Source organism: Streptomyces sp. NPDC049970 (genome assembly GCF_040660235.1).
Classification (GTDB): Bacteria; Actinomycetota; Actinomycetes; order Streptomycetales; family Streptomycetaceae; genus Streptomyces.
The window spans coordinates 1-2,335 of record NZ_JBFALP010000050.1; the positions used below are offsets into that span (position 1 = coordinate 1).

Annotated in this window: 1 protein-coding gene; it reads right to left on the reverse strand. The window is 72.8% G+C overall.

Annotated elements, in window-relative coordinates; all coding sequences use genetic code 11:
* A partial coding sequence (locus AB0I83_RS31355) for a polyketide synthase dehydratase domain-containing protein (protein WP_363307041.1) occupies window positions 1-2,335 on the reverse strand: 2,335 nt, incomplete at both ends.

Genomic DNA, 2,335 nt, shown 5'->3' on the forward strand with positions numbered 1-2,335 from the left:
CATAGAACGCCGTCACAAACGCCACCGGAACCGAAGCAGCCTCCACAAACGACCACCCCTCCGGAACCCCCACCACCACCCGCTCATCCACCACGACGGAGGACCGGAAGCCGTCCTGCCAGACGCCCATCACACGGTCGCCGACCGCTACGCCGGTCACACCGGAGCCGACCCCGGTGACCACACCGGCGCCCTCGCTGCCCAACCGCGCGTTCTCCGCATCCGGATACAAGCCCAAAGGGATCAGCACGTCACGGAAGTTGAGCCCCACGGCCCGGATCTCGATGCGGACCTCATGCTCGTCCAGGGTGCGGTCGTTCTCGGTGTCCTGCGTCGGACTCCAGACGATCCCCTCCAGCGTGCCGTTCCCGGCATGCGCGAGCCGGTGCTCCAGGGCCGGGTCCGTGTCGCGCGTCGTGGCGGACTCCGCCCGCTCGGGCGTCGGGGCGGGCCCGTCGTCCGGCGCCAGCGGTGCGTGGCCCCGCACCAGTCGCGGGGCGAGGATGTCGTCCCCCCGGAGAGCGAGTTGGGGCTCGTCCGTGGACAGTGCGCGCAACACGGTGCCGGGTGCCGTGGCCGTCTGGTCGAGTACGTCGAGGAGGACGAGGCGGCCGGGGTGCTCGGTCTGTGCCGAGCGCACCAACCCCCACACGGGTGAGGCGGCGAGATGGTCCATGCGTTCGCCGTCGTGGACCTGTACCGCTCCGCCGGTGACGAGGACCAGCCTCGACTCGGTGAACCTCTCGCAGGCCAGCCACTGCTGCACCATCTCCAGCGCGTGCAGGGCGGCACGCTCGGCCATCGCTGCCATGCCGGCACCGGTGTCGGGGGACGCGTCGGCCCGCAGGTCCACCAGGACGTGGCCGGGTGCCGGGAGATCCCCGTGGGCCAGACGGTCATCCAGCGCGGCCAGGTCGGCGCATCCGGCGTGGTCCGGGTCCGTCACGGGCAGCCCCGCGGACGTCTCGCCGAGCACCGCGACGCGCGGGGTCTCCGCGTCCCGGTCCGGCGCGGACACCGGGGTCCAGGCCACCCGGTAGGCGGCGGCTGCCCCGTCCTCCGGCGGCGCGGGCAGGCGTGCCTCGTCGAGCGGGCGGGTCAGCAGTCCTTCGGCGGACAGGACGGGCAGGCCCGCGCCGTCCGTGGCCCGTAGCGAGAAGGCGCCCTCTGCGGTCGGGGTGAGACGTGCCCGAAGCCGCGTCGCACCGGTGGCATGGAGCGTGACACCGGTCCACAGGAACGGCAAACGGCCGAGGCCCTCGTCCTCGGCGCACGCCGGCCAGGCGTGCAGGACGGCGTCGAGGAGCGCCGGATGGACGCCGAAACCCGTCACATCGGTCTCGGTCAGGGTGGCGTCGGCGAACAGTTCGCCGTCGGAGCCACGCCACACCTCCGTGAGTCCCTGGAACTCCGCCCCATAGGTGAGGCCTTGCGCGTTCAGCCGCTCGTAGAGTCCGGTGATGTCCACGCGTTCGGCGTCCGCCGGGGGCCGGCTCTCCGGGCGGGCCCGGCCTTCGTGGCCCGTGCTCGTCACCAGGGTCGCCCGCGCATGCCGTACCCAGTCCGTTTCCCCGGACGCGGACTCCTGGGGTCGGGCGTGGACGTCCACCGCCCGGCTACCGTCCTGCGCGGCTCCGGCCACGAGCACCTGTACATGGGTGGTCCGGGACGCGTCCAGGAGCAGGGGTGTCTCGAGGGTCAGTTCCTCGATCCGGTCGCAGCCGACCGCGTCACCGGCGCGCAGGACCATGTCCAGCAGGGCCGTGCCGGGCACCAGCACCCGGCCGCGTACGGCATGGTCGCGCAGCCACGGCTGTTCCCGCAGGGACAGGCGCCCGGTGAGCAGGACACCGCCGGTGCCGGGCAGTGTCACCGCGCTGCCGAGCAGGGTGTGCCCCGTGCTCTGTGTGCCGTCCTGGTGCGCGTGCCTGCCGCGGCGCGCGGGGCCGCTGTCCGTCACCCAGTAGCGCTTGCGTCGGAAGGCGTACGTGGGCAGTTCGACCGGTCGCACCGGACGGCCGTCGTAGGCGCGGGCCCATTGCACCGGCACTCCCGTCACGAAGGCCTCGGCAACCGACCGCAGCAGGCGTGGCCGGCCTCCGTCGTCGCGATGCAGGGTTCCCGTGACGGTCGCCTCCGTCCCGTGGTCCTCGGCGGTGACCTGCACGCCGGTGGTGAGAACCGGGTGCGCGCTCACCTCGACGAACCTGCGGAATCCCGCGTCGAGGAGGGCCCGTACGGCTTCTTCGAATCGGACCCGGTGGCGGAGGTTGCGTACCCAGTACGCGGCGTCCGGTACCTCGTCACCGAGCCAGTCACCCGTGACCGTCGAGAA